General features: G+C 73.7%; 25 protein-coding genes. 10 read left to right on the top strand and 15 right to left on the bottom strand.

The features are described 5' to 3' along the window. Window positions 1–89: 89 nt before the first annotated feature. Window positions 90–680, bottom strand: coding sequence for a tyrosine-type recombinase/integrase (locus tag ACWGB8_RS10220; protein ID WP_452212126.1), 591 nt, complete (start codon window positions 678–680; stop codon window positions 90–92). A gap of 92 nt (window positions 681–772) precedes the next feature. Then, entirely contained in the window at window positions 773–1,216 is a 444-nt protein-coding gene (locus ACWGB8_RS10215; protein WP_452212124.1) for a tyrosine-type recombinase/integrase, read from the bottom strand. 374 nt (window positions 1,217–1,590) lie between these two features. Here ACWGB8_RS10215 and ACWGB8_RS10210 point away from each other — a divergent pair, with 374 nt between their 5' ends. Then, entirely contained in the window at window positions 1,591–2,091 is a 501-nt protein-coding gene (locus ACWGB8_RS10210; RefSeq protein WP_452212122.1) for a hemerythrin domain-containing protein, read from the top strand. A 155-nt stretch (window positions 2,092–2,246) separates the two neighbouring features. Here ACWGB8_RS10210 and ACWGB8_RS10205 read toward each other — a convergent pair whose 3' ends face one another. The 8 genes from ACWGB8_RS10205 to ACWGB8_RS10170 form a co-directional block, all read right to left on the bottom strand. Next, entirely contained in the window at window positions 2,247–2,669 is a 423-nt protein-coding gene (locus ACWGB8_RS10205) for a gas vesicle protein K (RefSeq protein ID WP_452212121.1), read from the bottom strand. Further along, window positions 2,659–2,910 carry a gas vesicle protein gene (locus ACWGB8_RS10200; protein ID WP_452212119.1) on the bottom strand — a complete coding sequence of 84 codons (252 nt, stop codon included), beginning with the start codon at window positions 2,908–2,910 and terminating at the stop codon, window positions 2,659–2,661. Before ACWGB8_RS10200 ends, ACWGB8_RS10205 begins: the two co-directional genes overlap by 11 nt. Next, window positions 2,907–3,707, bottom strand: a complete 801-nt coding sequence (locus tag ACWGB8_RS10195; RefSeq protein WP_452212117.1) for a GvpL/GvpF family gas vesicle protein — start codon at window positions 3,705–3,707, stop codon at window positions 2,907–2,909. Before ACWGB8_RS10195 ends, ACWGB8_RS10200 begins: the two co-directional genes overlap by 4 nt. Then, the gene (locus ACWGB8_RS10190) at window positions 3,704–4,180 is read right to left on the bottom strand and encodes a gas vesicle protein (RefSeq protein ID WP_452212115.1); all 477 of its coding nucleotides are present in this window, start codon (window positions 4,178–4,180) and stop codon (window positions 3,704–3,706) included. Before ACWGB8_RS10190 ends, ACWGB8_RS10195 begins: the two co-directional genes overlap by 4 nt. Window positions 4,181–4,220: 40 nt before the next feature. Continuing rightward, window positions 4,221–4,475 (bottom strand): gas vesicle protein GvpG, encoded by a 255-nt coding sequence (locus ACWGB8_RS10185; protein ID WP_452212113.1) that lies wholly within the window; start codon window positions 4,473–4,475, stop codon window positions 4,221–4,223. 12 nt (window positions 4,476–4,487) lie between these two features. Then, a complete protein-coding gene (locus ACWGB8_RS10180; protein WP_452212111.1) occupies window positions 4,488–5,198 on the bottom strand; it encodes a GvpL/GvpF family gas vesicle protein in 711 nt (236 codons plus the stop codon). A gap of 1 nt (window position 5,199) precedes the next feature. Then, window positions 5,200–5,637 carry a gas vesicle structural protein GvpA gene (locus tag ACWGB8_RS10175; RefSeq protein ID WP_452212109.1) on the bottom strand — a complete coding sequence of 146 codons (438 nt, stop codon included), beginning with the start codon at window positions 5,635–5,637 and terminating at the stop codon, window positions 5,200–5,202. Between the two features lie 72 nt (window positions 5,638–5,709). Continuing rightward, the gene (locus ACWGB8_RS10170) at window positions 5,710–6,108 is read right to left on the bottom strand and encodes a gas vesicle protein GvpO (protein WP_452212107.1); all 399 of its coding nucleotides are present in this window, start codon (window positions 6,106–6,108) and stop codon (window positions 5,710–5,712) included. A 486-nt stretch (window positions 6,109–6,594) separates the two neighbouring features. Here ACWGB8_RS10170 and ACWGB8_RS10165 point away from each other — a divergent pair, with 486 nt between their 5' ends. From ACWGB8_RS10165 to ACWGB8_RS10145, 5 genes are all read left to right on the top strand, one after another. Next, on the top strand, window positions 6,595–7,476 hold the full coding sequence (locus tag ACWGB8_RS10165) for a histone protein (protein ID WP_452212105.1): 882 nt from the start codon (window positions 6,595–6,597) through the stop codon (window positions 7,474–7,476). 3 nt (window positions 7,477–7,479) lie between these two features. Continuing rightward, on the top strand, window positions 7,480–8,592 hold the full coding sequence (locus ACWGB8_RS10160; protein ID WP_452212103.1) for an SRPBCC family protein: 1,113 nt from the start codon (window positions 7,480–7,482) through the stop codon (window positions 8,590–8,592). A 160-nt stretch (window positions 8,593–8,752) separates the two neighbouring features. Continuing rightward, entirely contained in the window at window positions 8,753–8,926 is a 174-nt protein-coding gene (locus tag ACWGB8_RS10155) for a CsbD family protein (RefSeq protein WP_452212180.1), read from the top strand. Window positions 8,927–9,153: 227 nt separating this feature from the next. Continuing rightward, window positions 9,154–10,470 carry a sensor histidine kinase gene (locus ACWGB8_RS10150; protein WP_452212101.1) on the top strand — a complete coding sequence of 439 codons (1,317 nt, stop codon included), beginning with the start codon at window positions 9,154–9,156 and terminating at the stop codon, window positions 10,468–10,470. Beyond that, window positions 10,458–11,114 (top strand): response regulator, encoded by a 657-nt coding sequence (locus ACWGB8_RS10145; protein ID WP_452212099.1) that lies wholly within the window; start codon window positions 10,458–10,460, stop codon window positions 11,112–11,114. The genes ACWGB8_RS10150 and ACWGB8_RS10145 overlap by 13 nt, the downstream gene beginning before the upstream one ends. Here the strand turns inward: ACWGB8_RS10145 and ACWGB8_RS10140 are convergent. From ACWGB8_RS10140 to ACWGB8_RS10125, 4 genes are all read right to left on the bottom strand, one after another. Next, a complete protein-coding gene (locus tag ACWGB8_RS10140; RefSeq protein WP_452212097.1) occupies window positions 11,096–12,178 on the bottom strand; it encodes a glycosyltransferase family 4 protein in 1,083 nt (360 codons plus the stop codon). The genes ACWGB8_RS10145 and ACWGB8_RS10140 overlap by 19 nt on opposite strands. Beyond that, window positions 12,085–13,320, bottom strand: coding sequence for a hypothetical protein (locus ACWGB8_RS10135; RefSeq protein WP_452212096.1), 1,236 nt, complete (start codon window positions 13,318–13,320; stop codon window positions 12,085–12,087). The genes ACWGB8_RS10140 and ACWGB8_RS10135 overlap by 94 nt, the downstream gene beginning before the upstream one ends. 345 nt (window positions 13,321–13,665) lie before the next feature. Beyond that, the gene (locus ACWGB8_RS10130) at window positions 13,666–16,914 is read right to left on the bottom strand and encodes an NB-ARC domain-containing protein (protein ID WP_452212094.1); all 3,249 of its coding nucleotides are present in this window, start codon (window positions 16,912–16,914) and stop codon (window positions 13,666–13,668) included. 150 nt (window positions 16,915–17,064) lie between these two features. Beyond that, on the bottom strand, window positions 17,065–17,898 hold the full coding sequence (locus ACWGB8_RS10125; protein ID WP_452212093.1) for a hypothetical protein: 834 nt from the start codon (window positions 17,896–17,898) through the stop codon (window positions 17,065–17,067). A gap of 138 nt (window positions 17,899–18,036) precedes the next feature. On the opposite strand from ACWGB8_RS10125, the gene ACWGB8_RS10120 reads away from it, so the two are divergent. Next, window positions 18,037–18,312 (top strand): hypothetical protein, encoded by a 276-nt coding sequence (locus ACWGB8_RS10120; RefSeq protein WP_452212091.1) that lies wholly within the window; start codon window positions 18,037–18,039, stop codon window positions 18,310–18,312. A gap of 118 nt (window positions 18,313–18,430) precedes the next feature. On the opposite strand, the gene ACWGB8_RS10115 is transcribed toward ACWGB8_RS10120, so the two are convergent. Next, window positions 18,431–19,195, bottom strand: a complete 765-nt coding sequence (locus tag ACWGB8_RS10115; RefSeq protein WP_452212089.1) for an ABC transporter ATP-binding protein — start codon at window positions 19,193–19,195, stop codon at window positions 18,431–18,433. Between the two features lie 294 nt (window positions 19,196–19,489). Here ACWGB8_RS10115 and ACWGB8_RS10110 point away from each other — a divergent pair, with 294 nt between their 5' ends. The 3 genes from ACWGB8_RS10110 to ACWGB8_RS10100 form a co-directional block, all read left to right on the top strand. Beyond that, on the top strand, window positions 19,490–22,840 hold the full coding sequence (locus ACWGB8_RS10110) for an FtsX-like permease family protein (RefSeq protein ID WP_452212087.1): 3,351 nt from the start codon (window positions 19,490–19,492) through the stop codon (window positions 22,838–22,840). After that, window positions 22,837–25,698, top strand: a complete 2,862-nt coding sequence (locus ACWGB8_RS10105) for a hypothetical protein (protein ID WP_452212085.1) — start codon at window positions 22,837–22,839, stop codon at window positions 25,696–25,698. Before ACWGB8_RS10110 ends, ACWGB8_RS10105 begins: the two co-directional genes overlap by 4 nt. Window positions 25,699–25,730: 32 nt before the next feature. Continuing rightward, window positions 25,731–26,484, top strand: a 754-nt coding sequence (locus ACWGB8_RS10100) for an ABC transporter ATP-binding protein (protein ID WP_452212084.1), incomplete at its 3' end; no start/stop codon positions are given.

Here is a 26,484-nt window from a genome sequence, read left to right as displayed (position 1 = left end):
GCGTGGGTAAACCATCATTTGGGGGGGGCCCTAAAAAAAAAAGGTGGTGGGGGGGGGGCCCCCCCACTGGGGCCCCCCCCCCCACACCTTCAGGAAGTCAGACCGAGGTCGAGGACCTCCGCGGCGCGGCTGATCGAGCCGGGCATGAGGTGGCGGTAGTGCTTGAACGTGATCTTGACGTCGCGATGGCCCATCCACTCCGCGACATCGGTGATCGGTATGCCGTTGCTCAGGCAGTTCGACGCGAAGAAGTGGCGTAGGCCGTAGAGGACCATGCCATCGGGGATGTCGACCTGCCCGGAGTTCTTGAGCCTCTGCCACTGCCCGTTGATGATGTGGTGCGGCATGGCCAGCGTGATGTCCTTGGGATTGCGAAGCAGATAGCCGTCCATGGTCCCGTAGGTGTTTGCGTACGACTGGATCGCGTGTTTGGTGCGCGCCGGTAGCGGCACGTCGCGGTACTCACCGGCCTTGCGGTGCTTCAGGCGCGCGTAGCTCTTGGTGGCCTGGTTGACCTGCTCGCCGACGCGGTAGACGTCGTCCGCGACGATGTTGTTGACGTTGACGGCGTAGGCCTCGCCGTTCCGCAGACCGCAACCGCTCATGAGTTCCGCGACCGGGCGGAAGGTGTCGTCGCCGGCGGTCCGGATCCCGTTCAACTGGGCGAGGGTGGGGATCACCGCTCGCTCCGCAGCGTACTGAGGGGGCTGTACTCCCTCCAGCGGGCTGTCCGCATAGAGGCCGAGTCGGTGTGCGTCCAACAGGATCGTCTTCAGTCGGACAAAGCGTTCTTCTGAGCGGCCAGACCGGTGCCGTTCCGCTCCATATCCGTGATGACGGCTTCCACGACCTTGTGGTCGAAGGTGGTCATGCGGCGGCTGCCCAAGGCCGGCAGGAGGTGGTTCCTGAGGATGGAGTCGGTGTTCCGCAGCGAGGTCGGGCTCTGGTGGCGCCGGCCCCTCAGCCACTCGGCGGCGTAGGCCGAGAACTGCATGCTCCCGTACTTCCTGATGCGCTCGGCCTTGTGCAGGCTCATCGGGGAGTTCTTGCGGGCGTGATAGACCTCGGCGAGCCTGGCCTTCGCCAGATCCTGGTTGGCGAAACCCGACTCTTCGGTCTGCTGCCCCGACGCGTTGCGATACCTGATCTTGTAGTCGTGCGAACACCTGCTCCAGCGGGGCTCCGGGTGCTCGCATTCTTTGAAGAAGCTGCCCATGCCGCGGATGAGACCTGTGGTTGCCATGATGGCCGACCTCCGGAGTCTTGCTGACCTTTTGCTGACCCCGAATGGTTGATCATGCCCCTGAGCTGGGAAGAAGCGTCGACCCCGTGATAACAAGGAGAACTGGGCCCGCCTGCAGCGCACCAAGCGGATCTGGGACGCTTCCACCACGCCCAGTTGGTCACCCTGCCGTCCTGACCGTGCAGGCAGCGACATGCCAACCGATCCGGTGAGTGAGGACTGATGGTGGAGCGGGACGGTCCTTCGGCGCTCGTACCGGCGGGCGCCTGCGCCGCCACGGCGCCGTACGTGTGCGTCCGAGCTTGCCGGGAAGGCGCAGAGGTGTGCCTAGCGCAACGGAGGAACTCATGTCTACCGATGCCATTGTTCTGCTGAAGGAGGACCACAAGGAGGTGCGCCGCCTTTTCCGGGCGTTCGAAGGCGCGGACGAGGGTGCCACGGAGGTCAAGGCCGACCTCGTGAGTAGGATCGTGGAGGCGCTGACGGTCCACACCTTCATCGAGAACGAGGTCATGTACCCCGCGGTCCGCGAACTCGTCCCCGCCCTTGAGCGGGACATCCTGGAGTCCTACGAGGAGCACCACGTCGCCGACCTGTTGTGCGCCGAACTCGACGTGATGGGCCCCGACGACGAGCGCTTCGACGCGAAGACGACCGTGCTCATCGAGGCCGTCGGCCACCACATCCAGGAGGAGGAGAGCGACTGGTTCCCGAAGGTTCGCGACGCCCTGGGCCGCACAGAGCTCCAGGAGATCGGGGCCCGCATGCTGGAGGCCCGCGCCACAGCGCCCCGCCGACCTGAGCAGCCGGGCGCACTCAAGAAGGCCGCCGACGCGATCTTCCGCTGACCGCGGGCAGACCGAGGCAGCCACACACCGCCCCCCGTCGCCCCGGTTCGATTGATTGAACAGGGATGCCATACGGCGCGCGTGTCTGTCCGCAACGCCGCCGGCCATTCATCCGGGGCCGATGTCCTACCCGCGTGTGCGAACCCGCAAGACGATCAGTTGTCGGACCCGCCGTGGTCGGAGGGCGGCAGCAGCGTCCCCAGCGGGCCGAGGTCCAGGTTGAGGTCGTCCATGGTCAGGCCGTACCGGGCGCAGAGCTCGCTCATGCGGTCGTGGAGGGCCATCAGGGTCGCTCCGAGTGCCTCCTCCTGTTCCTCGCTGAGGTCGCCGGTCTCGACGCGGTGGATGGCCTGACGCTCCATGAGCTGGCGCAGGAGTTCGACGATGGTGAGGACGAGTTTCATCAGGTCCCGTTCGACCCCTTCCGGGTCGGTGGAGATCCTGAGTGGCCGCCCCGGTGTGCCGTGGGCCGGCGGCGGTCTGTCGTGGGATGTCGCGGGCAGGAGGCGGAGGGCGCGGGCGGCCGCTTCGGCCACCTCGTCGAACCGGCCGCGAGGCCGGGGCGCGTCACCGGTCATGGCTGTTCCCTGCGCGGGGGCGGCCGATCATGCGGGGAGCTGGGTTCTGTTCGCTGACGGACAGGATGAGCGCCCGCAGGGAGATCCGGACGAGGTCGACGTCCGCGATCGACAGGATGACATCGCCGGTGAGGACCACGCCTCCGCTGAGCAGCCGGTCCAGCAGGTCGATCAGGGCTGTCTGGCGCTGCGGCACGGCCGACGGCCGCGGTCCGGGGGCCGCGCCATCGGGGTCGTTCATGGCGTGGCCTCTTCCGGGAGGCCGGGGGCGGCGAAGGAGTAGGGCGCCCACGGCCCGGTGACGACGACGCGGACCCCGGGCAGGGCGGCGGCCGAGCGCAGCACGTCGTCGCGGAACGCCTCGCCGTGGTCCAGCGGTACGAGGTAGGCGTCGTTGAGGACGTTGACGCCTGGTTCGATGGCCAGCTCGCCCTCCTGCGGCCGGTGCCGGACACGGTCCACGGCGTGGGCCAGGGCTGCTGCCTCGATCAGCTCGGCCCCGCGCTCGGCCACCCGGAGGACGTCCTGCTGTGCGTCCCGGTCGGCCCTGCGCCGGCGCAGGTAGGCACGTCCGGGGCCGAGATCGGGCCCGGGCGGCGGTGCCGGCGGTGGGGTGGGTGGGGCGTCGATGTACAGCTTCACACCCCATTCCACGTACCCGGTCAGGCGGGACAACCGGTCCACGAAGACCTCCAGCCCGTCGTCGAGCATGGTCCGCACCCGGTCGTCGTCGAGGTACACCGTCGCCAGGCGTAGTGGAAGGACAGTGGTGCACGCCGAGATCGCCTCGACGACGCCGTGGTGGGAGCGGGCAAGCGCGTCCAGCCATGCCAGGTCCTCCAGGTGACGGGGCAGGGCGGCCTCGTCGAAGTCTTCACCGGGCACGGTGCTCACGGCTGCCACGACGTCCCCGCCACGCGTGTCGGACACCAGGTGGACCGGAGCGCCCACGACGCCGGCCAGGCCTTCCACGGTCCGCTGCAGGCCGGCGGCGGGCCGTACGACGGCGTAGGCGTAGGCGAGCCGCTCGGGGGTCACGGCTCACCCCGGGTGGTGCTGGGGGTCCTGGGCGCGGCCCGCTTCGGGCGGGCGGCGGGGCGGCTTCGGTCGTGGCTCTCGGCCCGTTCGTCGGCGGGTGGCAGGGCGTCCGGGTCGGCGCGCAGGGCGTTGATCTGCTCGCGCAGACGCCGGTTCTCCTCGATCTGCTCGCGCAGGAGCCGGTTCTCCTCTTCCAGCGAGGGGCCGCTGTCCGCCCCGGAGGACAGCGAGGGGTCGTGCTCCCACCAGTCGATGCCCATCTCCTTGGCCTTGTCCACCGAGGCGATCAGCAGGCGCAACTTGATGGTGAGCAGTTCGATGTCGAGGAGGTTGATCTGGATGTCGCCCGCGATGACGATGCCCTTGTCGAGGACGCGTTCCAGGATGTCGGCGAGGCTGGCGGAGGACTGGCCGTAGGGCGGCGCGGATCTGGAGGGGAGAGAGCCGAGGCGGTTGGCAATGGGGTCTGTCACGGCTCGACCTCGATTCGCTGCCGGGTGCGTGCGGGCGGGTTCACGCGTCGTCCTCGGGCTGTCTGCGAGCCCTGATCTCGTCCAGGCGGTCGAGGAGTTCGTCCTCGCGGCGGTCGAAGGCCTCCTCGTCGATGTCTCCCGCCAGGAGAGCCTTCTCCAGTGCGGCGAGTTCCCGTTCGACGGGCGCAGGGTCGTAGTACTCGTCCTCCGCGGCCTCGACGACGCGTTCCAGCACCCACACGGTGCCGCGCACCGGTGCGAGCGGGAGTGTCAGGATCTGGGTGAACAGGCCCACGGGGTGCCTCCGCTAGACGAAACTGTAGGCGGGCAGCGGGCCGTACAGGCGGAAGTCGAAGTCCTGGCCCAGCTCGTGGGTGAGCCCCTTCTCCGCGGCGAGGAACAGCTCCTGGTGTTCCTCGTCCACCAGGAAGGAGATGTTGAGGAAGTCGTCCCCGGTGGGCTCGGAGATCCTCTCCTGGCGGGTGTGGGGGCGCAGCGCCTCGATGATTCCGGAGGCAAGCGCCTGGTGCCGGGCGAGGACTTCCTGGGCGACGAGTTCGCCGAGCGCCAACGAGAGGTCCGGGCCCCCGCCGGCCTTGATGTCGTCGTTGAGACGCGTGGCCTCGGGTGACTCCTGGAGGATCTGACGCAGCAGCACGTCCTCCTCGATGGCCGCTTTCAGGTGGTACTCGGCGCAGCCTTCCAACGCCGCCAGGCGCTGGGTGTACTCCTCCCGGCGCTCCTGGAGGACGCGGCGCACGGCGTCGTCGTCGGGGGCGGTGAAGCCGAAACGCAGGGGCAGGACGGTGCCGGTGGTCATCAGGCGCTCCTGGACGGCCTGGTGTGCCATCAGGTCGCGTCGCTTGGGCCGCAGGCCCTCGGGGGCTTCGCTCACGACGGCGCAGAGTGCGTCCACGCACACGGTCCGTAGTTCGGTCGGGGTTTCGCCGACCCCCGCCAGGCCGTCGAGGTTGCGGGGGTGGGTGGCGGCGGTGATGGAGTAGACGTAGAGGGTCACGTCATTCCTCCCGTCGCCTGGTGGGCCGGCGGGTGGGCCTCGCGCGCTTCGGTTCGGCTTCCTCTTCCTCCTCGTCCTTGTCGCGCCCCAGGTGGAGGGAGTCGGTGACGGCTTCGACGGCGCCGCCGATCGCCCCCTTGCTCTTGCCGTGTGCTCCGCCCTCGGTCACCTTCCCGACGATGTCGGTGAGCTGTGCCGGTGCCTTGCGCCCGGATTCCAGGTCAAGGCGGTTGCACGCCTCGGCGAACCGGAGGTAGGTGTCCACGCTGGCGACGACGATCCGGATATCGATCTTGAGGATCTCGATGCCGACCAGGGAGACCCGGACGAAGACGTCGATGACCAGCCCGCGGTCGAGGATCAGTTCGAGAATGTCGTAGAGGTTCCCGGTGCTCCCGCTGCGGGAAACACCGGCTGAGCTTTGCGGCACCACAGTCACAGGTGCCTCCCTTCGCCGGCCCGCCGTCGCGGTGGGGGCGGATGGTTCCGCTCCGTCGCGGGTGGCGGGCTCTCAGGTACGGCGGTCGATCTGTCCGCGGGTGTAGCGGCGGATCCGCTCGTACGCCAGCAGTTCGCCCTCCTCGTCGAGCGACACCCGGTAGCTGGCCATCACGCTGGTCGTCTCGGGGATGCGTTCCAGTTCCACCACCTCCACGTCGGCCCGCCACCCGTCCTCGGAGGGCTTGAGCGCCGACACGGACTCGGGTACACGCCCCAGGAGTTCCGCGAGTTGTTCGGCGGCGGCGCGCATCGCCTGAGCCGCGGAGACCCGGCGCCGAGGGGGGCGTCCCGCGTCCTGATCGTCGCTCGCCGCCCGCCGTGTCCTGGTACCGCTGGGGCGGGCAGAGGTCGGATCCGTACGGGCAGGCCGTCTGGGCCTGACGCCGTCCGCCCTCTTGTCTGGGGCCATGTTCTTCTCCGGGATCGGAGGCGACGCGCTGCGGGATACCGGTGTGCGTCCGCCGACAGCCATTCCATGATAGACGGCATTCCTCCCGGATTCCGGTGACAGCCGTTCTCGTCCTGCCTGCGGCGGCCGCGGTGCGGGGCCCCGGCCCGTACGTCCGTTGAGAGAGAGGACCGCGACGGCCCGGTCGGCTGACGCCGGCCGGTGACCCTGACGGAAACGGTCGCTGCCCACGTGGCGCATGCCTGCCGCTCTGGCCAGACTGGAAGTACGGAGTGCTGGCACGGTCAGAGGGCCGCGTTCTCGGCCGCTTGGTGCTGCACGACCCGGGCGGGTGCCATGCGTGCCGCCGGCATCGGCCGCCCCGCCCGTACGCCCGGTCCCGCCGATGCAGGGCCTCCCAGCACCCCGGGCAGGCCAGGGGCATGGCGCAGGCCGCTCGCGTCGCACCGGTCCACGGAGCGAGCGAGTGCCGGAAAGGACGACCCCATGAAGGACACCACCAAAGTCGCTCTCGCGGCGGCGGTCGCGGGCGGGTACGTGCTCGGCCGCGCGAAGAAGGGGCGGCTCGCATTCGCCGCCGCGACGTACCTCGCGGGCAGGCGGTTCGGGCTCGATCCGCGTCGGCTCGCCACTGAGGGGCTGCGGCGGCTCGGCGAGGTGCCGCAGGTCGCGGAGCTGAACGAGCAGGTCCGGGGAGAACTGCTCGACGCCGGCAAGCACGCGGTGGCAGCCGCGGCCAACCGTCGCCTCGGGGATCTCGCGGACTCCCTGCGGGAGCGCACCCTGAACGTGGGCAAGCCGAAGGAGGAGGAGCCGGAGGAGGAGCCGGAGGAAGAGCCGTACGACGAGGAGGAGCCGGAGGAGGAGCCGTACGACGAGCAGGAGGAGCAGGAGGAGCCGGAGGAGGAGCAGGAACCCGAAGACGAGGAGCCGGAAGACGAGGAACCGGAGGAGCCCGAGGAGGAGCCCGAGGAGGAGCCCGAGGAAGAGCCGGAGGAAGAGCCGGAGGAAGAGCCGGAGGAGGAGCCCGCAGCCGAGAAGCCGCGGCCCCGCCGCGAGCGCGCGTCGCGGTCCCGCTCTTCGCGGACAACCCCCGAACCGGCGTCGAAGTCCGCGTCCGCGCGCAAGCCTGCCAAGAAGGCCGCCGCCCCGGCGAAGAAGAAGGCCCCAGCGGCGAAGAAGGCCCCAGCGGCGAAGAAGGCACCTGCCAAGTCGGCTCCGCCGGCCAAGCGCTCGTCGACCCGCTCGACTCCGTCCAAGTCGGCCGCCGCCAAGTCCACGGGCAAGAAGACGGCCGCGCCCGCGAAGAAGACCGCAGCGAAGAAGACCGCAGCCACGACATCCGCGCGGTCCACCCGGCGGAGGTAGGTCATGGCCAAGACGGAACAGGAAGCCCCTGGGACATCGGGCGTCGACCGGCTGAAGGAGGAAGTCGTCCACTACCTCGGCGCCCAGCTGGAGAACCTGGTCGGAAAGGCCGGCGACAAGGTCGCCGATGTGACGGGTCAGCTGGGGGAAGTGGCCCAGAACGGCGGCGTCCTGCCCAAAACGGGCGCGCGCGTCCTGCAGGGCGAGTCACCGGTGAAGGCGTTCCTCGCCGAGAAGGCGAAGAGCATGAAGGACAACGTCGTCGAGAAGGTCAAGGGAGCCTTCGGCGGCGGCAAGGCCGGCCGGAAGGCCGGCAAGAAGGTCATGAACATCGTCGAGACACTCGACGTCGGCGTGCCCGTGCGCACCGCCTACGACCACTGGACCAAGTACGAGGATTTCGCCGGCTTCGCCAAGGGGGTGCAGGACGTCTCACAGGGCGACGAGGTGACCACCGATTGGAAGGTCAAGGTCGGCCCCTCGAAGCGCAGCTTCAAGGCGACCGTCCAGGAGCAGATCCCCGACGAGCGCATCGTGTGGGCCTCACAGGGCGCCAAGGGCAGTACCCGCGGGGCCGTCAGTTTCCACGAGATCACTCCGAACCTGACGCGCATCGTGCTGGTGGTCGAGTACTACCCTGCGGGGTTCTTCGAGAAGACCGGGAACATCTGGCGCGCCCAAGGCCGCCGTCTGCGTCTGGACTTCAAGAACTTCCAGCGGCACGTCTCCCTCACCAACGATGAGGCCGAGGGGTGGCGTGGCGAGATTCGCGACGGCGAGGTCGTGCGCACCCACGAGGAGGCCATGGAGGAGGAAGCCGCCGAGAACGACCAGGAATCGGAGGAGTACGAGGACGAGGGCGAACCCGAGGAGCAGTACGACGAAGAGGAACCCGAGGACGGGGAGGACGACGAGGGGGCCGAGGACGAATACGAGTACGAGGACGGGGAGGACGAGGACGGGGAGGACGAGGACGAGGAGGACGAGGACGAGGACGAGGTGGATACCGAGGAGGGGGAGGACGGCGACCGGGGCGGCGCCGACGACGAGGACGACGAAGCGCGCTACGACGACGAGGACGACGAAGCGGGCTACGAGGAGGAGGACGAGGAGTGAGGGCGCCGTGACTCCGAGTCGGTGCGCTCCCCGCCCGGCGCCTTCGGTCCCTCCGGCTGGCGACATGCCGCCGCGACATGCCCGCCACGGCGAGGTGTGAATAACGGCAAATAGGGCAAAAGTGAAGCTAGCCATTGACTCCTGGAGGAACGAGGACAGGATGAGCGCGGGCAAGAAGGTCAAGCACACCGCGGAGACCGCCAAGGGCAAGGTCAAGGAGGCCACGGGAAAGGCCGTTGGCAACGAGTCCCTTGTTGTGAAGGGCAAGGCCGAGCAGGTCAAGGGGAACGCTGCCCAGGCCGGACAGAAGATGAAGGACACCCTGAAGCCCTAGCGGTTGCCTGGGGAGGGCCGCACGCCCCGCTCGTTCGGCGCGTGGTCGTGCCATGTCGCCGATCGAGCGGGGTGGTCGGGTTTCCACCACCCGTTTCCACCACCCGCTTCCACCACCCGCTTCCACCACCGTGCGCACCCGCGCGGCCCTACCGTCGGCGCACCCGCCCCGCCGGACCGAGCCGGTCGCGGTGAGGCGGCGGCCGTGGTGGCGGTTAGGGTGGACGGATGGGTGGGAACCAGGGGGCGGACGAGGGGCGGCAGCCCGTCGCGATGTGGGGTGCTCTGTGTGCCCACCCGTTGCGGTTCCCGTTCACCGCGAACCCGTGGCGCTGCTGGGGCCATCTGGTCGGCGGCGCCGTCCTCGGGGTGCTCCTGCTGGCTCTGCTCGCCTGCCTCCTCCTGGTCGGCCTCGGTCTGTCCGTCGTCGGGATCGGCCTGCTGGTGCTGCTGGGCGTGGCCCTCGCCGGCGTCCCGGTCGGCGCTCTGGAGCGCCGCCGCATCCGGCTGGTCGAGCCGACGGCCGTCCCCGACCCGCACCGCCGACTGCCGGGCGTCGGCCGCCGGGTCCGGCTGCGCAGGCGCCTGCGGGAGCGGGCGACCTGGCGCGCGCTCGGCTACACCGGCCTGTTCGCGGTGGTGCTGGCCGCCGTCGATCTCGCCTTCACCGGCCTGCTGGCGTTCTGCGGGGTGCTGATCGCCAGCCCGGTGGTGGTGTGGGCGCTGGCCCCCGAGCCCGTGATGCTGATCCCGGGCCAGGCCGTCCCCGGCCCCGTCGAGGCGCTCCCCGCGACCGCCGTCGGCCTGGCCGGCCTGGTGCTCTGCGCGTACCTGGGTGCGCTGCTGACCATCGCCCGGGTCCGGCTCGTCCGCCTGCTGCTCGGACCGCGGGCCGAGGGCCTCGGCCGTCAGGTCCTCGAACTCACCCGCTCCCGGGCCCGCCTGGCCGACGCCTTCGAGGCCGAGCGGCGCCGGATCGAACGCGATCTGCACGACGGCGCCCAACAACAGCTCGTCGCACTCACCATGACCCTCGGACTGGCCGCGTACGAGCTGCGCGAGCGGGACGCCGACGACCCGGCCGCCGCCCTGGTCGACCGGGCGCGCGGCGAGGCCCGGCAGGCGCTCGAACAGCTGCGGGACCTCGTCCGGGGCATCCACCCGCAGGTGCTCACCGACCACGGACTGGCCGCCGCCGTGGCCGAGGTGGCGCTCCGCCACCCGATCCCGGTCGCGGTCGACATCGACCTGCCGGACCGGCTGCCCGGCCCGGTCGAGACCACCGGGTACTTCACCGTCACCGAGGCGCTCGCCAACGCGGCCAAGCACAGCGGCGCCACCGCGGTCTCCGTCCTCGGACGGGTCGAGGACGGGCGCCTGGTGCTCCAGGTGACGGACGACGGCTGCGGCGGGGCCGACCCGACCGCCGGGGCCGGACTGCAGGGGCTCGCGGACCGGGTCGCGATCCTGAGAGGACGACTGATGGTGACCAGTCCGCCCGGCGGCCCGACCCGACTCCGGCTGGAGGTGCCGTGCTCCGGGTAGTGCTCGCCGAGGACTCCGTGCTGCTGCGGGCCGGGCTGGTCGAACTGCTCACCCGGGGCGGCCACCGGGTCGTCGGCGCCGTCGGCGACGCGGCCGCCCTGGCCGCCGCCGTGGACGCGGACCGGCCCGACATCGTGGTCACGGACGTCCGGATGCCACCGGACTTCCACGACGAGGGCCTGCGCGCCGCCCTGGAACTCCGCGAGCGCCACCCCGGGCTGCCGGTCCTGGTGCTCTCCCAGTACGTGGCCACCCCGTACGCCACCCGGCTGCTCGGCGCGGCGGGGGCCCAACCGGCCGGCCTCGGCTACCTGTTGAAGGACCGGGTCGGCGAGGTCGCCGACTTCCTGGACGCGCTGCGCCGGGTGGCGGCCGGTCAGACCGTGATCGACCCGGAGGTCGTGCGGGTGCTGCTCCGGCAGCAGGCGGCGGACCGGCCGCTGGCCCGGCTCACCCCGCGCGAGCGGGAGGTGCTGGCACTGATGGCGGAGGGCCTCAACAACCAGACCGTCGCCGGACGGCTGAGCATCACCGAGGCCTCGGTGGTGAAGCACAGCGGGAACATCTTCACCAAGCTGGACCTCGACCCGGTCGAGGGCAATCGCCGGGTGCTCGCGGTGCTGGCTCACCTGCGCGGGGAGTAGGCCGCCAAGTCCTGGGTCGCGGTCTCCGGGTCGAGCAGCTCCGCCAGCCGGCGGGCGGAGGCCTCCCAGGACCACTCCTCCCGGACCCAGCGCCGTCCCGCCGTACCCGTCCGGGCGCGATCGGCGGGAGTGGCCGCGAGTATCCGCCCGACTGCCGCCGCCACGGCGGTGGGGTCACGGCCGTCGACCACCGCCCCGGTGACCCCGTCGAGGACGGCGTCGGGCGCACCGCCGGAGCGGCCCGCGACCACCGGCAGTCCGGCGGCCGCGGCCTCCAGGAAGACGATGCCCAGCCCCTCCGCCTCCAGACCGGCCCGCCGGGTGCGGCACGGCATCGCGAAGACGTCCGCCGCCGCGTAGTAGCCGGCGGTCGCGGCGTGCTCCCGGCCGCCGGCGAAGACCACCGAGCCGGGTTCGGTGTGACGCCGGGCCAGAGCGCGCAGCCGCCGCTCGTCCGGGCCGTCGCCGACCAGGACCAGGACCGCCCCGGGCGCGGCCCGCCGGATCATCGGGAGGGCCCGGATCAGGACGTCCTGCCCCTTGCGGGGCACCAGGCGGGCCACACAGAGGACGACCGGTTCGGCCGCCCGGCCGGCGCCGTTCGGGGCCGGGCGGAACTGGTCCGTGTCCACGCCCGGTACCAGCCGTTCGAGCCGGGCCCGGGGCCCGAGGGCCGGCGCGATCCGGGTCCGGGTGTACTCGCCGAGGTAGGTGACCACGTCGACGGTGTCGCCGATCCGGCGGAGGAGTCGGCGCGCCCCCGGGGTGCGGGCCCACCAGATCTCGTGGCCGTGCGTGGTCGCGACCGTCCGGGCGATCCCAGGGGCCTGCCGCCGCAGCCCGGCCGCCATCGCGGCGAGCGGGGCCGCCGCGCCGAACCAGACCCGGTCGCAGCCGTGGGCGCGGGCGATCTCGGCGGCCAGCCGGGTGACCCGGCCGGTGGGCAGCAGCATCCGGGCCCGGTCGCGGATCACCGGGAAGGGGAGGGCGGCGTCGTGAACCGCCGCGCCGGGCTCGTCCGAGGTGAGGACGACGACCTCGCCGGGCGGGAGGCGGGTGGCCATGGCGTGGACGAAGGTTTCGATGCCGCCCTGCCGGGGCGGGAAGTCGTTGGTGATGATGAGTGTGCCGGCCATGGGATGGGTGCAACCTCGGTTCGTGGACGGGAGGGGTGGTCGGTCAGTGGGACGACGGCCCGGGCGGGGCTGCGGTGCAGCCGGGCCCAGACGGTGAGGACGAGCGGCAGCGCCAGGTAGCCGAACCGTCCGGCGGGCGCGAGCAGGAAGGCCAGGCAGAGCCCGAGAGCGAGCCGGTGGGCGGCGCCGGCCGCGTCCCGGGGCGGGTGCAGCACCAGCGAGACGGCGACCGCCAGCCCCCCGAGCAGCACCAGGCCGACCGCGGCGTACCAGCCGGCCGGGCCGAGGTCCGCGAGCAGGCGGCCGGGCAGCGGGCTGGCCGCAGGAGTGGGTAACGTGCCGCGCCCGGTGGGGAACGCGAACACCTGATGGACCATCGGCCCGGGGGAGCGCAGCACCCCCGGCAGGACGAGCACGGTCGCGCCCGCCACCGCCACCGCCGTCGCGCGCAGCGCCGCCCGCCGGCCCACCGTGGCGGCCAGCAGCGCCGCGACCACCGCGACCGCCGGCCAGGCCGTCCACTTGAGCGAACACGCCACGGCCAGCGCCCACCCGGCACCGACCGGACGGGCACGGCCGGCCAGGGCGAGCGCCAGGCAGCAGAGACCGGTCATCGGCAGGTCGACCCCGCTCACACAGAGCGGCAGCGCGACCAGCGGCGAGGCGGTGAGGACCGCGATCCAGCGACGGTAGCGGCGACCGGTGGCGAGCACGCAGCCCAGGAAGACGGCCGCGCACCAGAGCCTGGCGTCACCGAGCAGCCGGGCCGGCCAGTCCCCGGCCCCCAGCACGGCGCGCGGCAGTCCGAGCAGCGCCGTCCCCGGCAGGTACGGGGTGAATTCGAGCACGGTACGCGGCTCCGCCAGGTACGGCGTGCCGTGCCGGAGCAGCAGCTCGCCGGACCGCTCGATCACGCCGACCTCGCTCTGCCCCTGCCCGGCCACCACCAGCCGGCCCAGCGGCACCACGACGGCCCCGACGAGCGCCACCGCCACCGACCAGCCCCGCGCCCACCGCCACGGCAGCGCCGCTGCCACAACAGCCGCCACCAGATAGCCTGCTGTGGCCATCCCGCCCCAACTGCGGTGCGGCCCCAGCCCGGAGAGCACGGGGAACGAGGCCGCGCACCCGGCCGCGAACAGCCAGCCGGCACACCACGACACCCGGCGGTCGAACCAGCGACTCCCGCCCGCAGCTTGAAGGGAAGGCGGCCTCTCGGCCTTCGGGTGGCGGTCGCGACGACCTCGGTGAATCAGCACCCCTTCATTCCAGCGGCGCGACCCCCTCAGGTCATGACAGCCAGGTCGAGACCTGTGGTCGGGTTTCCCCTACCATCGCCGGCCTGGACGCCCTGCGGTGCTGCGTGCGCGATCCGCTGTACCTGGCCGGAGACCCGCAGACCCTGCCGTGAGTTGTCACGCCGTTCCGGGGTCGAAGCGGAAGAGGTACAGCCCTGCCTGGCCGCCGGCGGCGATGGTGGAGCCGTCCGGCGACCATGCGCAGCAGGTGATGCTGCCGTCCACGTGCATCACGGCGGCGGCCTCGCCGGAGGGGATCTGCCAGACCCGCACCGTTCCGTCGAAGCAGCCGGTGGCGAGCCGGGCACCGTCGGGTGAGATCGCCACTGCGAGCACTGCACTGGTGTGGCCGGTGAGTTCGGCGGTCTGGGTGCCGGTGGCGCGGTCCCAGAGTCGTACGGTCCGGTCGCTGGAGGTGGTGGCGAGCCAGGTGCCGTCGGGGGAGATCGCCACCGCCATGGCCCGGTCGGTGTGGCCGGTGAGTTCGGCGGTCTGGGTGCCGGTGGCGCGGTCCCAGAGTCGTACGGTTCGGTCGTCGCCGGCGGAGGCCAGCCAGGTGCCGTCGGGGGAGATCACCACGGACCTGACCCAGTCGATGTGGCCGGTGAGTCGGGTTGTCCGGGTACCAGTGGCGGAGTCCCGCAGCAGGACCGTGCCGTCGTCGGAGCCGGTGGCGAGCCAGGTGCCGTCGGGAGCGAATGCGACCGACAGGACCTGGGCGGTGTCCTCGGCGGCCCGGTTGCCGGCGGTGCGGTCCCAGAGTCGTACGGTCCGGTCGACGCCGGCGGAGGCCAGCCAGGTGCCGTCGGGGGAGATCACCACGGACCTGACCCACCCGGTGTGGCTGGTGAGCCGGGCAGTCTGGGTGCCGGTGGCACGGTCCCACAGCCGGACGGTGCCGTCGGCGGAGGCGGTGGCGAGCCAGGTGCCGTCCGAGGAGATCGCCACTCCCATGACCGAGTTCGTGTGGCCGGTGAGTTGGGTGGTCTGCGTGCCGGTGGCGCGGTCCCAGAGTCGGACCGGGCCGTCGTAGTCGCCGGTGGCGAGCCAGGTGCCGTCGGGGGAGATCGCCACGGCGTTGACCTGCTCGGTGTGGCCGGTGAGTTCGGCGGTCTGTGCCCCTGTGGCGGGGTCCCACAGCCGGATCGTGCCGTCGTAGCTGCCGCTGGCGAGCCAGGTGGCGTCGGGTGAGATCGCCACGGAGGTGACCCTGTCGGTGTGGCCGGTGAGTTGGGCGGTCTGCGTGCCGGTGGCGCGGTCCCAGAGTCGGACCGGGCCGTCGTAGTCGCCGGTGGCGAGCCAGGTGCCGTCGGGGGAGATCGCGACCGCCATGGCCCGGTCGGTGTGGCCGGTGAGTTCGGCGGTCTGCGTGCCGGTGGCATACTCCCAGAGCCGGACGGTACCGTCGGCGCAAGCGGTGGCGAGCCAGGTGCCGTCGGGGGAGATCGCCACGGCGTTGACCTGCTCGGTGTGGTCGATGAGTTCGGCGGTCCGGGCCCCGGTGGCACGGTCCCACAGCTGCACTCCGTCCGAGGCGGTGGCGAACCAGGTGCCGTCGGGGGAGATCACCACCGCCGAGGCTCGACCGGCGGTGGGAAGGGCGAGTCGGAGGGCGGGGTGGGGGAGGTCGGGCAGGGGCCAGGCGTTGCTGAGGCCGGGGTGGGTGTGCTGTCCGATGCGGGCGGCGGTTTGGTCCTGCCAGTGGGGCAGGTCGTTCAGGCGGCTGTGGAGGACGCTGGAGAGGGCGTGCTCGGGGGTGGTCCGCTGGAGGAGGTGGGCTGCCTGGGTCAGATCGCGGGCCCGGGCGGCAGCATCGGGGGTGGGGACCTGGAGCAGATCGGCGATGGGGGCGTTGGCGCCTCGTCGGAGCAGGCGCCGCTCGATCCAGCGCAGGTCCGAGGCCAGGTCCTCGGCCGTCGCCGTGCGACCGGCGGCGAGGAGGTGGTGGACGGCGTGGTCCAGGAGGTAGCCGTGCACGGTCTCCCACCACGCGTGCCGGGGGTCCGGGGTGCCCGGCGCCAGTGGGGCTGCGGGCGGCAGTCGAGCGGTGACCGCGTCGACGAGGTGGCCGTTCGCGGCGGTCAGCCCGTCGGCGCCGAGAGTGCTGCGCAGGTAGTCGCGGTGGACGTCGTGGAGGCCGATCCGGCCACCGTGCGCCGGATCGAGGGTGATCAGCGACAGGTCTGCCAGGGCTCCGACCAGGGCGCGCCCCTGGTCCGCGGCCAGGCCTGAGCCGGCCTCCCAGAGCAGGCACACGAGGTCGACGGGGACGGTCTCGTCCTCAGCGAAGATCCCGAGTTCCCGGTAGCGGTCGCGTCCTCCGGCGGGCAGCAGGTCGACGGCCGCCTCGATGGTGGCCTCCACCGCCCGCTCGCGTTGGACGGACAGCGCGGAGTCCATTCCCGCCTCGTCGGCTGCCGCCGGCCCTTGCTCGCGCAGCCGCCGCGCCGCCGCCCGGGCCGACTGCTCGACCGGCAGCCCGGTGGCGACCTGTGCGGCGATCAGCCGGTTGACCAGCCGCAGCAGCAGCGGCCAGCGCCCCGTCTCCGTCAGCAGCTCCTCCACCGCCTCGGCGGAGAGATCTCGAAGATCCTGGAGCAGGACGCGGCGCGACTCCTCCTCCGTCATCCGGTCGACCCGAATCGACCGGGCACTTGCGCTCCCTACCAGTCGCGCCCGCCGCGTGGTCACCAACCGCACGCACTGCGGCGCCCCCAGCAGGAACGGAGCCAACTGTCCCTCCTCCCACACGTCGTCCAGCACCAGCAACGTGCGCGGACGTTGTTCCAGGAGCCGACCCAGATGCGCACCCGCCATGTCCGGGTCGGTGAAGGTCTGGTCGTCCCCGGTGATCAGACGGGTGACCTCGCCGACCTTCGCCGCGACATCGGCCGCACTGCGTACGTCGCGGCCGATCGCCACGAGGTAGACCCGGCCGCGGAAGTGCCGGCGGACCCGGCGGTCCGCGCAGACCATCCGGGCCAGCCTCGTCTTGCCGAAGCCGCCGGCGCCCTGGAGGGAGGTCGTCAGGCCGACCGTCCTGCTGCCGCGTGCGAGGACGGCGCCGACGGTCGCGCGGAGTTCGGCGCGCGGCACCAGCCACGGATCCACGGCCGGCGCCGGTGGGGGCGGCGGATCGCCGTCCACCGCCGTGGGCCGCTCCAGGCGCCGCACGAGCAGCCCGACCACGACCCCGAGCAGGGTGAGCGCCGCGACCGACCACCAGGCGTGCGTGCGCAGCGCGTCCAGGACGCCCGGCCACCGCTTGTCCTCCGTCGCCGCGTTGACAGCCAGCGCCAGCAGCGACCCGTCCAGGACTACGACCGCGGCCAGCACCCCCAGCAGTCCGCGACGCCTACGGCCCACAGCCATGCCACCCCCCCGAAGCCGGTCTCCAGGAGCGTAGCGGCGCGTGCACCGTACCCGGTCGGAGCCGACCCGAATTCTGCTGCGTGTTCGGCGGGACGGGGCCAGTGCAGGACTGCCCGATCGGGCAGAGAGGTCCGCCCGTCCGGCTCAGGCCGGGTAGGTGATCGAGCCCAGGGGCGGGCAGGGGAGGAGCATGGTCCCGGCGCCGGGGCGTTCGACGAAGGCCCGGGCGGCGGCGGCCTGTTGGCGGCGGGTGTCCAGGTCGTCGGCGTACCGGGCGTCGCGCCTGGCGCGGGGGTGGTCCCACGTGTCGTCGATGAGGCTGAGGCTGGTGTTGCCGGAGCTGCGCTGGAACTCCGCCCGCACGGCGGCCTGTTGGAGTGCGGTCTGGGTCGCGGCGAGTTCGATGCGGGTGGCCAGGACGCCGGGGGTGTGCGGTTCGCGGGTGGGCATGGGGGCCTGCGGGAGCAGCGACACCCCGGTGTCGAGGCGGCCGATGTTGTCGACGGCCGCGTCCTGGGCGTCCCGCGACATGAGCTGCATCTCCTGGTGCAGCCAGAAGAACTCGTCGAGGTCGGCCCCGGTGATACGCATGCGCTCGTACAGGGCCCGGAAGCGGGGGTCGTGGTACAGCGGACGTACGGGGGCGATGTGCAGCGAGACGCAGTCGTTGAAGCCGGCCTCGACCGCGGCGCCGAAGTGGTGGATCGCCTGCTCGCCCTGTCCGTGGGCGACGGCCAGGCCGAAGAGGGTCGAGTGGCCCGCGGCGGCGATCCACCTGCCCTCGGGGCCGAGCGCCTCGGCGCGGGTGGTGACGTCGTGGAGGCCCGCGACGGCGTCGACGCGCCGCGGGGCGCCGAGGAACACGCCCATGAGCGAGGAGGCGTCCTGCCCGGGCACCGTCGCGGCGGGGCCGTTGGTCAGGAGCGCCACCAGGAGTTCGTGCACCCGGGTGGCCAGTGAGTTGACGGTGTCGACCATGGATCTCCTCGGAGCTCGGGGGTGAGGGGCGAACGGGGTGCCGGGGCCCGTGGTGGTCCCCGTGGGGATGACGGGCGGGCGGGGTGGGCGGTTCCGGCCCGGGATGCGCGGCGCAGCCCGGGGGCGCAGGGTCGAGGTATGAGCGGTGTCATCGTGCTGGTGGAGCTGGAACCGTCGACGGAGGTCCTCGATGCCGGGGAGGTCGACGTCGGTGCCCGGGTGCGCTGGGTCCACGCTGCGCCGGGGGATCCGGACGCCCCCGAGGACCCGGGCCCGCGCACCCTCTGCGGGCTGGACACCGCCGATCTGGAGCGCGAGCCCTACCGGCCGACGGCGCCCGGCCAGCCCTGGTACCCGCCCTCGCAGCGGACCCGTCGCTGCCGCGAGTGCGAGGCCGTCCTCAGGTCCGTCTGAGCCCCGCCGCCCGAACCCCCGCCGTGCCCGAACCCCCGCCGTGCCCGAACCCCCGCCGTGCCCGAACCCCCGCCGTGCCCGACCCCCGGTGCGCGGCGGCCCGCCGCGCACCGGCCCGTTACGCCTCGGCCGGGTGGTCGGGGTCGTCGTGGTGGAGGTGGCCGTCGCGGAGTTCGATGGTGCGGTCGGCGAGTTCCATGAGGGTGGGGTCGTGGGTGGCGACGAGGACGGTGACGCCCTGGCTGCGGACGACGGCTTGGAGGAGTTCCATGACGGCGCGGCCGGTTTCGGAGTCGAGTTGGCCGGTGGGTTCGTCGGCGATGATCAGGTCGGGTTCGTTGGCGAGGGCGCGGGCGATGGCGACGCGTTGCTGTTGGCCGCCGGAGAGTTCGCCGGGGCGCTGGCCGGCGTGGTCGGCGAGGCCGACGAGGGCGAGGAGGGTACGGGCGCGCTCTTCGCGTTGGTGGGCGGGGGCTTTGCGCAGACGCATGGGGATGCCGACGTTCTCGGCGGCGGTGAGGACGGGGATGAGGCCGAAGGACTGGAAGACGAAGCCGAGGCGGTCGCGGCGCAGGGTGAGGCGGGCGTTCTCGTCGAGGGCGCCGAGGTCGGTGCCGTCGAGGCGGACGGTGCCGGAGGTGGGGGTGTCGAGGCCGCCGACGAGGTTGAGCAGGGTGGTCTTGCCGGAGCCGGAGCGGCCTTTGAGGGCGGTGAGTTGGCCGCGGGGGACGGTGAAGGTGACGCCGCGCAGGGCGTGTACGGCCCGTTCGCCGGTGCCGAAGCTGCGGCGCAGGTCCTGGACGGCGAGCATGGGCGCGGTGGCGGTGGCGGTGGCGGTGGCGTCGGTGGCCGCGGTGGTGGTGCCGGCCGGTTGCTGAGTCATCGGGCTTCCCCCTGGGTGGCCGTCGGGTGCGATCGGGCGGGACCGTCCCGGAAGCGCCGGTCCTGCCGATGCGGAGAATTTGTTCATCGCACACATGATTCGCGCAAGTCCCTTCCTTTGCGGGACCGGATCTGACAGCATCGTCCGCTATCCGGTGATCATCACATCAGTGATCGCCGCCCCCGGCCGGAATCGCCGGCCACCACCCGTCCACCGCCGCTGCCGGCCGGTCGACCGGCGGACGCGGGGCGGACGGGATCCGACGGGGACAGAACAGGACCGGGGGAGGAACGGATGCTCGGCTTTGTCGTGCGCCGACTGCGCGGGCGACTGCCGTTGGCCACTGCCGTCGTGCTCACGGTGCTGATCACCACCGCGGTCCTCACCGCGCTGGTGGCCTTCAACCGGACCGTCGGCGAGGCCGGTCTGCGCCAGGCCCTGCAGGGCGGCGGCCACGCCCGGACCACGGTGGTGGTCAACGGCGAGCACGGCTTCGACGCGCGGGACAAGGACGACCGGGCGGTGCGCGAGTTCGCCGCGCGGCTCTTCGACGGCTCGCCCGTACGGACCGAGAGCCTCGCCCGCAGCCGTTCCTACGGCCTCCCGCCGGCCGCCGCCCAGGCAACCGCCCCTGCCTCCGCGGGCACCGGCCAGGCCCCCGGCCTGCGCAAGGACGCCGACCTCACCGTCCTCGCCTCGCTGGACCGCAACCGGGTCCGCCTGCTCGCCGGCGACTGGCCCGCCGCCGCCCCGGCCGCAGCGCCCACCGCTGGAAGCGCCGCCCTCGCCGCACTGCAGACCGCCGTCCCGCAGAGCACCCTCGCCCGCCTCGGCCTCACCCCCGAGGCGCTGCCCGCCGAGGTCCGCCTCGACGACCGCTACGGCGGCGCCCCGCTGACCGTCCGCATCACGGGCGTGTACCGGGCGAACGACCCCGCCGACCTGTACTGGACCCTCGACCCGGCGGGCGGGCGCGAGATCAAGGTCTCAGACTTCACCACCTACGGCCCGCTGCTCATCGACGACGGCGCCTTCGCCGCCGGACTCCCGCAGAACGGGCGCAGCTGGCTGCTCGACGCCGACCTCACCGGCACCGGCACCGCCGGCGCCGACGACCTGCGCCGGCGCACCCCCGCCCTCCTCGCCCAACTGCCCGCCACCGCCGGCCTCCACCCCAGGACCGAACTGCCCGCCCTGCTGGCCGAACTGCGCTCCGGCGCCCTGGTGTCCCGCTCCACCCTGCTGATCGGCGCCCTGCAACTGGCCGTCCTGGCCTCCGCCGCCCTGCTGCTCGTGGTCCACCTGATGGCCGCCCGGCAGGAGGACGAGAACGCGCTGCTCACCGCCCGCGGCGCCTCCCGGCTGCGGCTCGGCGGGTTCACCGCGACCGAGGCCGCCCTCCTGACCCTGCCCGCCGCCCTGCTGGCACCGCTGCTCACCCCGCCGCTGCTCACCGCGCTCGGCTCCTTCGGCCCGCTCGCCGGTACTGCGCTGGACACCGGACTCTCCCCGGACCTCTGGCTCACCGCCGCCCTCTGCGCCCTCGCCTGCGTCGCGCTGACCACCCTGCCGGCCTTCCTGCGCAGCGCCGGGGCCGCCGTCCTGCGCCGGGCCGGCCGGCGCCAGGCCCTCGCCGGCAACGCCGTCCGCTCCGGGGTCGACGTGGCCGTGCTGGCCCTCGCCGTGCTCGCCTACCAGCAACTCGCCCGGTACGACGGCGGGCTGTCCACCGGCGCCGACGGCGAACTCGGCCTCGACCCCATCCTGATCGCCACCCCCACCCTCGCCCTGTGCGCGGGCACCCTGCTCGTCCTGCGGCTGCTGCCGCTCGCCGCCGGGCTCGGCGGACGCCTCGCCGCCCGGGGCCGCGGCCTCGGCCCCGCCCTGGTCGGCTGGCAGCTCGCCCGCCGCCCGGGCCGCGCCAGCGGGCCCGTCCTGCTGCTCGTCCTCGCCGTCTCCACCGGCGTCCTGGCACTCGGCCAGCAGCACGCCTGGTCCACCTCCCAGCACGACCAGGCCGACTACGCCACCGCCGGCGGCCTGCGGATCCACGGCACCCAGAGCGCGCCGATGGGCCAGGGCGGACGCTACGGCGCGCTGCCCGGCGGCGACCGGATGGTCCCCGTCGTCCGCAAGGAGCAGACCCTCCCGAACGGCACCACCGCGCAGCTGCTGGCCCTCGACGCCGCCGCGTTCGCCGACCGGGTGCCGGTCCGCCCCGACCTGCTGGACGGCCAGGACCGGCACGCCCTGTTCACCCCGCTCGGCCGGCCCGGACCCACCGGCCCGCAGGCCGGCATCCCGCTGCCCGGCAATCCCCGGCGGATCGAGGCCGACGTGACCGTGCGGCTGATCGAGCACACCCTCTCGCCCTGGGGCGACACCCCCGACGCCGCCCTCCGCCCGGACCTCTGGCTGATCCTGCGCGACCGCTTCGCCCACACCTACCGGGTGCCGCTGCCGGGCCTCCCCGTGAACGGCGACGCCAAGGTCTCCGTCGACCTGGCCGCCCTCACCGACGCCCCGCTCGGCAGCGCCGCCACCCCGCTCACCGTGACCGGCATGGTCGTCGCGTACGGCTCGGCCGACTTCGGCAGCACCGGCGGCGAGTTGACCGTCCACCGGCTCGCCACCGCCGACAGTGCCACCGGGCCCGCCACCACCGTCCCGGTGCCCGCCGGCCTCGGCTGGCAGGCCGCCGCACCCGTGCTCCAGCAGGGCAGCGCCCCCGAGGCCCGGATCCTCACCGACCCGGCCGCCGACGGCACGCCCGCCCTGGTGAAGCTCCGCCACCTGCCCGCCGACGGGGCTCCCCGCGCCCTGCGCACCGTCGTCACGCCCGCCGGCGCCGCGCCCGTCCCCCGGGACGTCCCCGGCGTCGCCACCCGCGGCTACCTGGACGCCGTCGGCGCCCGCGTCGGCGACGTGGTCCGCGCCGGCTTCGGCGCCGCCACCGTGCCCGTCCGGATCACCGGGGCCGTCGAAGCCCTGCCCGTCGCCGGCGCGACGGCGCTCGCCGTCGACCTCGACACCGCCGCCCGGCTCCTCGCCGCCGACGGCCAGGAGCTCCCGCCGACCGGCGAATGGTGGCTGCCCGCCGCCGGACCGGACGACCGCGCCCCCGCCGAGGCCGCCGCCGCCCTGCGCGCCGCCCCCGGCGCCCCCGCCCTGAGCCTGCGCGAGGAGGTCGCCGCCGATCTGCTCGACGACCCGCTCAGCGGCGCCCCGCAGAGCGCCCTGGCCGCCATCGCCGTCGTCACCGCCGTCCTCGCCGCGATCGGCTTCGCCGCCGCCTCCGCCGCCGCGGCCGGAGAACGCGCCCGCGAGTCCGCCGTCCTGATCGCCCTCGGCACCCCGCGCCGCCGACTGCGCCGCACCGCCACCGCCGAACAGGGCGTGCTGGTCGCCCTCGGCACCGCCGTCGGCCTCGGCCTCGGCGCCCTGATGGTCCACTTGATCGTGCCGCTCGTCGTGCTCACCCCGAGCGCGCGCCGACCCGTACCCGAGGTGCTGGTCGAGCTGCCGGTCGGCGGGGCCCTGCTGCTCGCGGCGGCCATCGCGGCCGTCCCCCTGCTGTCGGCCTTCCTCACCGGACGCCGCCGCCGAGACGTGGCCGACCGGCTGCGGTACCTGGAGGAGATGTGACCACCCCGGCCCCTCCCCCGGAGCCCGTCCGCCGACCCGAGCGGCGCCACCGGCCCGCCCCCTGGGTCCGCACCCGGCTGCGCTCCGCGCCGCTGGCCGCGCTGCTCGCCGCGGCGCTCGCCTTCGGCACCGTCTTCCTGGCCACCGCCCTCCCGCGCGCCCTCGACCGCGGCGCCGACGCGGCGCTGCGCGAGTTCCTGCACGACCGGGGCGCCTCCGCCACCGGGCTGCTGGCCACCGCCACCCCGCGCAGCCTCGGCGACCTGGACCCGGCCGGCCTCGACCGCACCGCCCGCGAGCTCAGCGCCCGGGTCGGCGAGACCTTCCGTGTCGACGGCAGCCCCGTCCACGGCGCCCGGGCCATGCGGCCCCGCCCGCTCATCAACCCCGGCCTCGCCAGCCCCGACGAAGTCCCGCCCGAGCTGCGCCTGATCCACCTCCAGGGCGTCGACCGGCACGCCAGGATCGTCGAGGGCCGGTGGCCGGGCGCCGACCCGACCGCCCCGCCCGCGATCCCCGGCAACCCGGGCGCCGCCGGCACGCCGAACGCCGACGGCCCCGTCCCGATCCCGGTCGCGCTCGCCAAGGACGCCGCCGACACCATCCGGATCAAGCTCGGCGACGTCCTGCAGACCTCGCTCGGCGTCCAGCCCGCGAGCGCCGTCGTCGTCGGCCTCTACACCGCCGACGACCCGGACGAGCCGTACTGGACCGACCTGTCCTGCTCCACCCGGGCCTGCCTGTTCCGCACCACCGGCAAGCTGCCCGCCAACTTCTGGGCCACCACCGCCGTCGTCGGCGCCGACGCCATGCCGCGGCTCGCCGAATGGGGCGGCGGCATGGAGACCTTCTGGCGGATCCCCGTCGACACCGGCGACCTGCGCGCCGACCAGCTGACCGAGAAGAGCGCGGGCCTCGCCGCCCTCCTCACCGGCCGCGTCGCCGTCGAACTCTCGGCCGCCACCAACCGTCCCGACCTGCGGATCATCTCCCGGCTGCCCGAGTTCCTCGACCAGGCCAGGGTCCGCCAGGCCGCCGCCGCACCGCTCGCCGCGGTCGGCCCGGCCGGCGTCGCCGGGGTCGCCGCCGTCGTGCTCTGCCTCGCCGCCGCCCTCGGCGCCGACCGGCGGACCGCCGAGCTGCGGCTGCTCCAGGCCCGCGGCGGATCGCGCCGCGGCGTGCTCGCCCGGCTGCTCGGCGAGGGCGCCGTCACCGTGCTGCCCGCCGCCGCCCTGGCCACCGCGCTCGCCCTGTGGCTGCTGCCGACTCCGCGCTGGACCGCCGCCGTGTCGGCCGCGCTTGCCACCACGCTGCTCGCCCTGCTGGCCTTCCCGGCCCGCGCGGCCGTGCTGTGGGCAGGCCCCAGGCCCGCCACCCCCCGGCGCCGGCTGGTCGCCGAACTGGCCGTCCTGGCGGTCACCGCCGCCGCCGCGCTCACGGTCCGCCGCCGCGGCGTCAACCCGGCGGGCGAGGGTGTGGACCTGCTGCTCGTCACCGCCCCGCTGCTGCTCGCCCTGAGCGGCGCACTGCTGCTGGCCCGCGTCCAGCCGCTGCTGGTCGGGGTGCTCGCCCGGGCCGCGGGACGCCGCCGCGGCGCGGTCGGCTTCCTCGGACTGGCCCGCGCCGCCCGTGGCAGCGGCACCCGCACCCGGCCCTCCGTGCTGCCGATGGTCGCCCTGATGCTGGCCGTCACCACCGCCGGCTTCGGCGCCACCGTGCTGGACGCCGTGGAATCCGCCCGCCTGCACGCCGCCCGCCTCACCGTCGGCGCCGACGCGGCCGTCCACTCCGCACTCGGCGCACCCCTCCCGTCCGCGTTCACCACGGCCGCCGCCGCACTGCCCGGAGTCCGCGCCGCCGCCCCGGTCTGGACCGACAGCGAGGCGTTCCTGCTCGGCACCTCGACCGGCTCCACCCGGGTCACCGTCGTCGTCGCCGACCCCGAGCCGTACGCGGAGATCGCCCGCACCGTCGGGCGCGGCGAGTTCGACCCGGCCGCCCTCAAGGGGGCGGGCGCCGACGGCGTGATCCCCGCCCTGTTCAGCACCGACCTCGCGGCCAAGGCCGGCGGCGCCGGCACCTTCCGGCTGCGCCTGGCCAACGGCGCCGAACTGGAGACCGCGCCCGCCGCCCGCACCGCCGGCACCCCCCTCCTCCAGGGCACCGACCGCGCCGTCGTGGTCCTGCCGAAGGGGCCCGTCGAGGCGCGGCTGCCCGAACTCGGCAGCCCCAACGTCTGGCTCGCCACCGGCCCCGTCGAGCAGACCCGGCTGGAGCAGCTGGTCCGGGAGACGGCCACCGCGGGGCCCGGCGGCACCGGCGGCGCGGCCCCGGCCCCGGCACCCACGGCCGCCACCGCAGGGCCGGGCGGCCACCTCGTCCGGACCAGCGCCGCCGTGGTGGCCGAGCTCGCCGGGGATCCGCTGCAGCGGTCGGCCGGGCGGCTGTTCTGGGCGTCGGTGCTGGGGGCGGGCGGGTTCGCGCTGCTGGCGGTGCTGTTGACGCTGTTGCGGGCGGCGCCGGAGCGGGTCGCGCTGCTGGCGCGGTTGCGGACGATGGGGCTGCGGCCCCGGCAGGGCCTGGCGCTGATCCTCGCCGAGGCGCTGCCGCAGACCCTGGTGGCCGCCGTCGGCGGCGGCCTGGCGGCTCTGGCCGCGGTCGCCCTGCTCGGCCCGGCCGTCGACCTCTCGACCCTGGTCGGCGCCGAGGTCCCGACCGGCCTGTCCCCGGCCCTCCTGCCGGTGCTCCTGCAGACCGCCGGCCTCGCGGCCCTGGTCACGGCGGGCGTGCTGGGCGAGGCCGCACTGTCGGGCCGTCGTCAGATCAGTACCGAGTTGCGGGTGGGGGATCAGCGGTGAGTGTCGGGGCCGGTTCGGCGAAGGGGAGTGCGGTGGCGTCGTTGGAGGAGCTGCAGCAGCGGGCGTTGGCGGCGGCGTCGCCGGTGGCGTTCGGTGCGGGTGCGGCGATCGTGTGCGACCGGTTGGTGCGGATCTTCAGCGCGGAGGGGGTGGAGGTGCAGGCCCTGCAGGGTCTGGAGCTGACGATCGCGCAGGGGGATCTGGTGGCGCTGGTGGGGGCGTCGGGCAGCGGGAAGTCGACGCTGTTGACGATCCTGGCGGGGTTGGACGTGCCGACGGCGGGGGCGGCGTCAGTGGCGGGGTGCGATCTGCTGGAGATGTCGGCGAAGGAGCGGTTGCGGTACCGGCGTGAGGTGGTGGGGTTCATCTGGCAGCAGACGGCGCGCAATCTGCTGCCGTTCCTGACGGCGGCGGAGAACGTGGCGCTGCCGATGCAGTTGCGGGGGCGTGCGGGTCGGGGCGGTGGGGCGCGGCGGGCGGCGCGCGTCGCGGAGCTGCTGGAGGCTTTGGGGATCGGGGAGTTGGCGCACCGGCGGCCGGGGGAGTTGTCGGGGGGGCAGCAGCAGCGGGTGGCGATCGCGGTGGCGATGGCGAACGATCCGCCGGTGTTGTTGGCGGACGAGCCGACGGGTGAGCTGGACTCGGAGACGGGTGCGGGGATCTTCGAGGCGTTTCGGACGGTGAACCGGGAGTTGGGGGCGACGGTGGTGATCGTGACGCACGATCCGCTGGTGGCGGGGGAGGTGCGGCGGACGGTGGCGATCCGGGACGGTCGCACGAGCAGTG

Source organism: Kitasatospora sp. NPDC054939, assembly GCF_053610105.1.
Note: the sequence above shows the minus strand (reverse complement) of the source record. Positions and strands in the feature narration are given on the sequence as shown.

Bases quoted from the DNA above. Each gene is read 5' to 3' on its own strand.
- ACWGB8_RS10215 (WP_452212124.1), bottom strand. From the start codon at position 1,216: ATGGGCAGCTTCTTCAAAGAATGCGAGCACCCGGAGCCCCGCTGGAGC.
- ACWGB8_RS10210 (WP_452212122.1), top strand. From the start codon at position 1,591: ATGTCTACCGATGCCATTGTTCTGCTGAAGGAGGACCACAAGGAGGTG.
- ACWGB8_RS10205 (WP_452212121.1), bottom strand. From the start codon at position 2,669: ATGACCGGTGACGCGCCCCGGCCTCGCGGCCGGTTCGACGAGGTGGCC.
- ACWGB8_RS10200 (WP_452212119.1), bottom strand. From the start codon at position 2,910: ATGAACGACCCCGATGGCGCGGCCCCCGGACCGCGGCCGTCGGCCGTG.
- ACWGB8_RS10170 (WP_452212107.1), bottom strand. From the start codon at position 6,108: ATGGCCCCAGACAAGAGGGCGGACGGCGTCAGGCCCAGACGGCCTGCC.
- ACWGB8_RS10165 (WP_452212105.1), top strand. From the start codon at position 6,595: ATGAAGGACACCACCAAAGTCGCTCTCGCGGCGGCGGTCGCGGGCGGG.
- ACWGB8_RS10160 (WP_452212103.1), top strand. From the start codon at position 7,480: ATGGCCAAGACGGAACAGGAAGCCCCTGGGACATCGGGCGTCGACCGG.
- ACWGB8_RS10155 (WP_452212180.1), top strand. From the start codon at position 8,753: ATGAGCGCGGGCAAGAAGGTCAAGCACACCGCGGAGACCGCCAAGGGC.
- ACWGB8_RS10150 (WP_452212101.1), top strand. From the start codon at position 9,154: ATGGGTGGGAACCAGGGGGCGGACGAGGGGCGGCAGCCCGTCGCGATG.
- ACWGB8_RS10140 (WP_452212097.1), bottom strand. From the start codon at position 12,178: ATGGCCACCCGCCTCCCGCCCGGCGAGGTCGTCGTCCTCACCTCGGAC.
- ACWGB8_RS10135 (WP_452212096.1), bottom strand. From the start codon at position 13,320: ATGGCCACAGCAGGCTATCTGGTGGCGGCTGTTGTGGCAGCGGCGCTG.
- ACWGB8_RS10125 (WP_452212093.1), bottom strand. From the start codon at position 17,898: ATGGTCGACACCGTCAACTCACTGGCCACCCGGGTGCACGAACTCCTG.
- ACWGB8_RS10120 (WP_452212091.1), top strand. From the start codon at position 18,037: ATGAGCGGTGTCATCGTGCTGGTGGAGCTGGAACCGTCGACGGAGGTC.
- ACWGB8_RS10115 (WP_452212089.1), bottom strand. From the start codon at position 19,195: ATGACTCAGCAACCGGCCGGCACCACCACCGCGGCCACCGACGCCACC.
- ACWGB8_RS10110 (WP_452212087.1), top strand. From the start codon at position 19,490: ATGCTCGGCTTTGTCGTGCGCCGACTGCGCGGGCGACTGCCGTTGGCC.